Origin of the sequence: Planomonospora antibiotica, assembly GCF_014647955.1 — a bacterium.
GTDB lineage: Bacteria > Actinomycetota > Actinomycetes > Streptosporangiales > Streptosporangiaceae > Planomonospora > Planomonospora parontospora.
In genome coordinates this window covers 1-7,743 of the sequence record NZ_BMQE01000098.1, presented here as the reverse complement: position 1 = coordinate 7,743, position 7,743 = coordinate 1, and the positions used below count along the sequence as shown (strand labels likewise).

Below are 7,743 nucleotides of genomic sequence, written 5' to 3'. Positions count from 1 at the left end.
TGACCAGCACGTTCAGGTCGTGCCAGCCTCTAGGGGCCCTGAATTACGCGGAACGCGGGTCTCTCGCAGCTCGGCGTTCTCCCGCTCCAGTTCGCGGATCCGGGCCCGCTCCGGCCCGGACAGCGGCTGCTCGTCCTGGCCGTGCACGATCCGGTGCCGGTGCACCCAACTGCCCAGGGTGCTGGCGTTGATCCCGAACTCGCGTGCCACCGACGCGACCGTCCGCTCGCCCTCCAGCACCATGCGGACGGCTTCTTCCTTGAACTCGGGCGAGAACTGCTGCCTGCGACGCCTCGTCACGTACCTACCTCTTCCGGATTTCTGTCAGCTTATGTAGCTGACTGTCCGGAATCTGCTAGGCACCTCAGAAGGTTTCCTGGCCGGGCTGCGCGCGTGGGCGACCGAAATCACCGACCGAGGATGAGCCGCCCCCCTCGCGCGGGCACGGCGCGCAAGCAGTGATCGGCTTGGCCGGGACGAGCAAACCGCGCTGCCGGTCGCCGCCCGCTCCGGCCCGCGGCGAGTCCGTCACCGCCATCGCCAAGGCCCTGAAGGTGGGGCGGTGGACGCTGTACCGGGCGCTGGAGGACGACCCTCTGCCCGTCCCGGCCGACAGCGGCCAGGACCAGCGCGCCACCGCGCCGGCCGGCCGGCGGAGCACGACCACCGATCCCACCCGGATGAGCAAAGGCGAGCTGGCCGACGCCGTCACCTACACCCTGCACCGCGGGACTGTCGCGCCGGCCGGACACCCACGCCGAGATCATGGGCGACCTCACCCCGGCCGAACGAGACGAGGTCGCTCGCGCCCGCGACCGCCGCACCGAGCGGGTCCAGCGGATCACCGGCAGGCAGCGGACGGTGACCACCGCCTCCGCCGAGCGGCTCGTCCTCGAGGAGCCCGGAGCATGAGCCGCTTCGTGTCCCTCTTGTCCCCGTCCAAGGCCGGGGCCTGGCACTGCTCGGTCCTGCGCTCCGAAGACATTCGGCCGCGCTAAGCGTCACGCCGTAATCCGTGAGGTGTCCCGAGGGCCGGGGCCGTGACGGGTAGGAGGATCTCCGTCAGCCCTTTCATCCCTAGCATTCCTTGACACGAATATTCTTTTCAGGGAATACTCTGCTCCGTGGACGCACTACTCCTCGCCGCACTGGCCGACCCGGCCCGCTGGCGGCTCGTGAATCTGCTGGCCGAACGGCCCCGCCCGGTCGGTGTCCTCGCCCAACTCGCCCAGGCGCGCCAGCCGCAGACGACCAAGCATCTGCAGATCCTTGAGCGCGCCGGCGTCGTCGTCTCCCAGCGCACCGGCCAACGCCGCATCTACGCGCTCCGGCCCGGTGCCCTGCGGGAGCTGGCGGCCGCGCTCGCCCGACTCGCCGACACCGCGGAGCAGGCCCGCGGCCCACACGAGACCTACGAGCGCTACGGACTCAGCCTTCACGCCGAGCGGCTCGCCGCCGAGGCGCCGGGCTGGGCCGACGGTCGATCATTCGGATTCCACCGGTCGCTGCCGGGGCGCCCCGAGCTGGTCTGGCGCCATCTGACCGAGACCTCTCTGCTCGCCCGGTGGTGGACGCCCGACGATCTGCGCATCTCCGAGCTCGTCTTCGAGGCGCGGCCGGGCGGGCGGATCGTCCACGAGTACCGCGATGCCGAGGACGCCGACGGCTCCGACTCCGTCGCCGGACGCGCCGAGGGAGTCGTCGTCGACGCACGGCCCGGCGAGCGCCTCGCCTACCGACTCTCCCCGCTGCTTCCCGACGGCGGCCTCGCCTTCACCGCCCACGTCGGCATCGGCCTCCGGCCCACCGGCACCGGCACCGGCACCGGCACCGACCTCGACGTCCACTGGCGGATCGCCGACAGCACCGTCGACTCCGCGGACTTCATCGCAGGCATCGATATCGGCTTCGGCCAGAGCCTCGACAAGCTCGCCGCAGCCCTCGCCGCGGACCCGCACGACCCCGACATCCCGCACGGTACCGACACAAGGAGCACGAAGTGACCAGCCATACCGGCCGCAAGGTGACCGCGAACCTGAGCCTCACCCTCGACGGACGCTACAACGGTCCCGGCGGACCGCACGATTTCGAAGCATTCGCCCCGTACGTGACTAGCGAGGTGGCGCGAGACCACATGACCCGCATCTGGGAGGGCGCGACGACGGCGCTGCTGGGCCGGATCAACGCCGAGGGGTTCATGGGGTACTGGCCGCCGATCACCGAAGACGACAACGCTGACCCGCGTGATCGCGGATACGCGAAATGGCTGGTCGGCACAGAGAAGGTGGTCTTCTCGACCACCCTGGACAAAGCGCCGTGGGAACGCACCCGCGTGGTGAACGCTCCCGTCGCGGACGTCGTCGCCGAACTCAAGGCCATCGGTGAGGGTGACATCCTGGTCAACAGCAGCTCGAGCCTCATCAAGCCGCTCCTGGCGGCGGACCTGCTCGACCGGCTGTATCTCATGATCTTCCCCGAGATCGCCGGGGGCGGGCAGCGGCTGTTCGACGACGGTCTGCCGACGTCGACATGGAGGCTCACCCACCAGGAGACCGGTGAGCTGGGTGAGATGGCCATGGTCTACGACCGGGTCCGCTGAGCCGGACGATCAGCGGACCCGGCGGGGGACTGTACAAACAAACAAACAACAACGGCTCTGTCCCGTAATCGGCTTTGTCCCGTAATCGGTGGTAGCGCTGGGTGATCTTCACGGCAGCAGGATGCGGTGGCGTAGGAGATCGAATCCGGCCCGGCCGTGCATCTGTCGCATGATTCTCTTCGTGCGGGTGTTGACGCCTTCGGTGCGGCCGTTGTGATGGGGCAGGGTGAGAGCGGCATCGACGGCTGAGCGGTCGAGTTCCGGTCCGTTGGCGAAGCCGTGCAGGTGAGGTAGGTCGGTAGCGCGCGCGGTAGTGATCCATGCGGTGAGTTGGATTTCGTTTCCGGCGGCGGGGGTGAGCAGGCCGGCGAAGGCGTGGATGAGGCGGGCGAGTTCGGTCAGCTCGGGGCATGCGGCGGTGAGATCCCGCAGCAGTTCGGTGTCGGGGTCGCGTAGCCGGTCGGGGTCGGTGAGCAGGAGGCGGGTGAAATGGCGGGCGGTGGTGACGGGCCGGTCGCCTTCGGCCCGGCCCTGGGTGAGGTAGCGGTAGAGGAGGTTGAGGCTGCCGGTGTAGCCGAGTTCCTCGATCTCATGGAACAGCCGCACCACCGGGACGGGGCGGATCATGTGCGCGGCGGGCGCGCAGGTGGTCGCGGTAGGGGCGACGAGGGTCTGCCGATAGCGCGGAGCACGGCGGGCCTCCTCGGGCTCGCTCCTGTGGGCGTAGCGTTTGACGGTGTTCAGGGACACGCCGAGTCGGCGGGCGCATTCCAGCAGGCCGACACCCTTGCCGAGAAGGTCGTGAACCTGCTGCCAGCGCTCGCGGGTGGTCTGCTCGCGGACGCCCCCGGGACGGGGCGGGTTGACCGCCGCCCAGCAGGAGGTATGGGAGCGGACCTCGGCCAGGGTCTTGTCGCAGAGGTTTCGCCACAGGTGCCACCTGTCGCTGACCTGCACCGCGTCGGGCAGTGCCCGGCGGACGGCCTCGCCGTAGGCGAGGGAACCGTCCCGGCAGACGATCTCCACGCCGGGACGGGCACGCAGCCACGCCTCCGGCACCTCGGCGCCGCGGCCAGGCAGCACGTCGATCCGCGTCCCGGTCTGGGCGTCGATGAGGATCGTGGCGCAGCGGTGGCGGCGCCTCAACACGAAGTCATCGACGCCCAGCACCCGCGGTACTCCGACCGCAGGCAGCGGCAGCCTCCTGAGCAGCCGCAGCGCGGTCGACCGCGCTGCCTGCGCGCCCAAGGCCCCAGACAGCCGGGCACTCGCCCGGCCTGCGAGTTCTCTCACCACCGCGTCCGACTGGTCGGCGAGTCGGTTCGTCCGGCGTTGGTAGCGCTCCAGCGGCCCGGGCACCTGCTCCCGGAACGTCCGCCGCGGGCAACTCCATACCGGGCAGGCCATCCGCCGCACCCGCACCGACACCACCACTCGCCGGCCGTCCACGGGAAGGTCCGCGATCATCCGGCCGCAGAACCCGTGCACCCGGCCGGTCGGCGTCCCGCACACCGGGCCCGGCACGGGATCGTCCCGGGTCCGCGCCACCACCCGGATCAGATCGCCTTCGTCCACCATGTCCTCGATGACCAGGGCGGACAACCTCGAAAACACCACACCGGCAAGAGCGTCGATCTCCAGCACACCCCAGCCTGGCACCGGTGACGCACGGCCACCACCGATTACGGGACAGAGCCGTTGTTGTTTGTACAGTCCCGCAGCCAGGCCGTCTTGCAGATCGGCGAGCTGGGCGGGCGTGAGCGCGCCGAGAAGGTCCGTTTGGAGCTGCACGAGCGCCTCGACGCCGCGGGAGAGACTGCCGCGGTCGGTGAGAGTGTAGGTGACCTTGCGGCCCTGCGCGCCGCGTATGGCATGGGTTCTCTACTCGGCGTGCTCGACTGCGGCTTTCGGGAGTGCGAGCATCACGAACGCCGTGATCATGTAGAGCACGGCGGAGACGATCAGGACGATGCTGAGCGCGTGACTGTAGTCGGGCAGTACCGGTGCTCCGGTGGCTGAACCGGTAACGGCGGCGAAGAAGATCGTGCCGAGCACGGCGATCCCGGCGGCGCCGCCGATCTGATTGACGGTGGAGAGCACCCCGCCCGCGGCCCCTGCGTTGCGTCCGGGAACGCCTGCGAGGACGACGTTGACGAGAATGGGTGCGGCGAGACCGAGCCCGAGGCCACCGATGAAGAGCGCGAGGGCCAGGAGCCAGTATCCGGGATCGTTACCGTCCTTGACGATGGACCACAGAACGAGCTGAGATGCCGCGATGGTGAGCGAGCCGGTGATCAGGAGCGTTCTGCCCGCCTTGGCGGCGAGAGCGACGCCGATGCCGGAGGTGACGATCGAGCCGAGCGCGTACGGGAGGATCACCAGGCCGGTCTCCCATGCGGTCCGGCCAGTTCCGTTCTGGAGGTAGATCGAGAGGGTGAGGAAGTACGACCCGATGCCGCCGAAGAAGAGCGCTGAAGCGCTCAGACCGACTGCAAAGGCGCGGATTCTCAGCAGGGCTGGGTCGAAGACGGGCTCGTCTCCGCGTCCGGTGAGGCGGCGCTCGTAGGCCAGGAAGGTCGCGAGCATGATGATTCCGGCCGCGAGGAGAGCGTAACTGGCCCAGGTCCATCCCCATGTCTCGGTCTGGATGATCGGAAGCAGCAGGAGAAGTATGCCCGTGGCCGCGAGGAGCGCACCTGGAAGGTCCAGTCGCGCGGTCGAGGCGGAACGGGACTCCGGCAGGACCTTCGCGCCGATGACGAGTGCCAAGATTGAGACGGGCACATTGATCCAGAAGATCGTGCGCCAGCCCAGGTTGAACAGGTTGATGTCGACGAGCAGCCCGCCCAGCAGCGGGCCGGCGACCGAGGCGAGGCCCTGGACCGCTCCGTAGGCGCCGAACGCCTTGGCACGCTCACCCGGAGGGAAGGATGCCCGGATGATCCCGAACACCTGCGGGACCATGATCCCTGCGGTCAGTCCCTGCCCGGCCCTCATGCCAATGAGCATTCCCGGATCGACGGCCAGCGCGCACAGCGCCGAGGTGGCCATGAACCCGGCCAGCCCAATCGTGAACAGCCGCTTGCGGCCGTACTGATCTCCGAGCCGTCCACCGGTGATCAGGCCCGCGCCCAGGGTGAGGGTGTAGGCGGCGATCGTCCACTGGATCTGAGCGTCGCCGGCACCTAGATCTTGGGCTATCGCCGGGGCCGCAACAGTGACGATCGTCGCGTCGAGAAGGTCCATGAAGGAACCGAAGAGCACCACCAGCAGTGCCATGGTTGTGCCGGCGCTGAGTGTCGGAGATGCCTCGGTGGTGTGGGTGCCCTTTCGGGGGCTTGGTGAATCGGTCATGTCGACCACCATCGTCGGCATAGTTGCCGTGGAGTGACCGCTTTCGGTGAGAAGGTCGGAGAATCATGGCTACTACTTCTACGCGGACACTCAAACTGCTGTCGATCTTCGGGATCGGTGAGACCCTGACCGCCGGGGAACTCGCCACTCGGCTCGGAGCGTCGGTAAGAACCGTGCGTCGCGATATCGATACGCTCCGGGATCTCGGGTACGAGATCGAGGCCGTCCGCGGAGCGGGCGGCGGATATCGGCTCGGTCGCGCCACCCGCCTGCCGCCGGTCGTCTTCGACGAGGACCAGGCCGTCGCCACGGCCGTCGCGCTCCAGACCGTGCCGACGGTCCTGTCCGGCATCCGCGAGAACGCAGCCCGCGCTCTCGCCACGCTGCACCAGGCGATGCCCGCGCGCAGTCGCCTGCACGCCGAAGCGTTCACCGTCTCCTCAGCTCGCAACTACTGGGAGTTCCCCGCGCCACCAATCGATACGGAGATCGTCCGCGCCATCGGCAGCGCGATCAACCGGCAGCACCTCGTTCGCGTGGACTACACCGGCGACGGCGAACCCGTCACCCTCACGCTGGAGCCGCATGACCTCGTGGTCTGGGCCGCACGCTGGTACCTGGTCGCCTTCGACCCGAACGCGGACCGATGGCGCGCGATGCGCGTGGACCGCTTCAAACCGCACATGCCCACACACACCCCCTTCGACCGACGTGACATCCCGCACGGCGATCCCGTCGCCTTCGTCATGACCGCACACGACCGCGGAGACGCCGTCGCCGAATGGCAATGCCGCGGCTCAGTCATCCTCGCCCTGCCCGCCTCTACCGTCGCCCGGTTCGCCCCTGGCGGATCGACAGTCGAGTACGACACCAAAACCACGTGCCGACTCACACTCGGCGCATGGTCATGGCCAGGACTGGCAGGACTACTCCTCACCTTCGACGCCGACATCACAGACATCGAACCGGCCGAACTCAGACAAGCCCTGCACTCCCTGCGTACCCGAATCAGCAGAGGACTCGGACCCGCTACGCGGCCTCGGCCAGGGCGGTGAAGTCGGCCCGCGCCTGGAACAACGGAACGAAAACGTTCTAATCCCGACAGGCCTGTGAATGATTGATCAGCGATCGGTTGCGATGAGGCGTCGCAGTGCGGCGTGAGCGGGTGGGCCCCACGTGGCCTTGCCGCCCGGGCGGCCGCGGACGCCGGCCTCTCCGATGAGGATGCCGCTGAGGGCGCGGCCCACCGCCCATCCGCGGGCGCGGCGCAGGGTCGCGGCGTCCAGAGCCGGCTGGTAGGCGGCATGGAGGCGGTCGACGGCGCCGTCCGGCAGCAGAATCCACGCGGCAGCCAGGTCGCAGGCCGGATCTCCCGCGCATAGGTCACCGAAGTCGATCACGCCGCAGATGGTGCCGTCCGAGGTCAGGACGTTGGCCGGATGCAGGTCGCCGTGGAGCCACAGCGCCGGGCCGGCCCAGCCGGGCGCGGCGGCGGCGTCGTCCCAGACCGCGCGCACAGCATCCGGGTCGGGGATGAGCCCCAGCTCGGTGACCGCAGCGAGCTGGCCGGCGAACCCCTCGGAGCAGCCGGCCAGCGGCCTTCCGCGGCCGAAGCGGCCGACGGGCGCCTCAGCGGGGGCGGGCCGGTGCAAAGCCGTTAGGAAAGCGGCCAAGACATCGGCCGCCTCCGCGGCGCGCGTGACGGGGGCGCGGTCGGCCGGCTCACCCGGCACCCAGGTGGTGACGGTCCAGGGACGAGGAAACAGAGCGGAGGGCTCGCCGAGGCGCTG

Annotated in this window: 8 protein-coding genes; 4 read left to right on the top strand and 4 right to left on the bottom strand. The window is 69.2% G+C overall.

Annotation, left to right across the window (positions count from 1 at the left end):
• Positions 1-12: 12 nt before the first annotated feature.
• Positions 13-300, bottom strand: coding sequence for a transposase (locus IEZ06_RS35205; RefSeq protein WP_189241001.1), 288 nt, complete (start codon positions 298-300; stop codon positions 13-15).
• A 465-nt stretch (positions 301-765) separates the two neighbouring features.
• On the opposite strand from IEZ06_RS35205, the gene IEZ06_RS35200 reads away from it, so the two are divergent.
• The 3 genes from IEZ06_RS35200 to IEZ06_RS35190 all read left to right on the top strand — a co-directional run bounded on the left by IEZ06_RS35200 (position 766) and on the right by IEZ06_RS35190 (position 2,599).
• Complete coding sequence (locus tag IEZ06_RS35200; RefSeq protein WP_189241000.1) at positions 766-912, top strand: hypothetical protein; 147 nt, start codon at positions 766-768, stop codon at positions 910-912.
• 212 nt (positions 913-1,124) lie between these two features.
• Positions 1,125-2,003 carry a metalloregulator ArsR/SmtB family transcription factor gene (locus tag IEZ06_RS35195; protein WP_189240999.1) on the top strand — a complete coding sequence of 293 codons (879 nt, stop codon included), beginning with the start codon at positions 1,125-1,127 and terminating at the stop codon, positions 2,001-2,003.
• On the top strand, positions 2,000-2,599 hold the full coding sequence (locus IEZ06_RS35190; RefSeq protein ID WP_189240998.1) for a dihydrofolate reductase family protein: 600 nt from the start codon (positions 2,000-2,002) through the stop codon (positions 2,597-2,599). The genes IEZ06_RS35195 and IEZ06_RS35190 overlap by 4 nt, the downstream gene beginning before the upstream one ends.
• Positions 2,600-2,707: 108 nt before the next feature.
• On the opposite strand, the gene IEZ06_RS35185 is transcribed toward IEZ06_RS35190, so the two are convergent.
• On the bottom strand, positions 2,708-4,243 hold the full coding sequence (locus IEZ06_RS35185; protein ID WP_229799134.1) for an ISL3 family transposase: 1,536 nt from the start codon (positions 4,241-4,243) through the stop codon (positions 2,708-2,710).
• A 237-nt stretch (positions 4,244-4,480) separates the two neighbouring features.
• Positions 4,481-5,965 carry an MFS transporter gene (locus IEZ06_RS35180; RefSeq protein WP_229799132.1) on the bottom strand — a complete coding sequence of 495 codons (1,485 nt, stop codon included), beginning with the start codon at positions 5,963-5,965 and terminating at the stop codon, positions 4,481-4,483.
• A 53-nt stretch (positions 5,966-6,018) separates the two neighbouring features.
• Here IEZ06_RS35180 and IEZ06_RS35175 point away from each other — a divergent pair, with 53 nt between their 5' ends.
• Positions 6,019-7,008: a helix-turn-helix transcriptional regulator gene (locus tag IEZ06_RS35175; protein WP_189240997.1), complete on the top strand. Its 990-nt coding sequence runs from the start codon at positions 6,019-6,021 to the stop codon at positions 7,006-7,008.
• Positions 7,009-7,074: 66 nt separating this feature from the next.
• On the opposite strand, the gene IEZ06_RS35170 is transcribed toward IEZ06_RS35175, so the two are convergent.
• A partial coding sequence (locus tag IEZ06_RS35170; protein WP_189240996.1) for a phosphotransferase occupies positions 7,075-7,743 on the bottom strand: 669 nt, incomplete at its 5' end.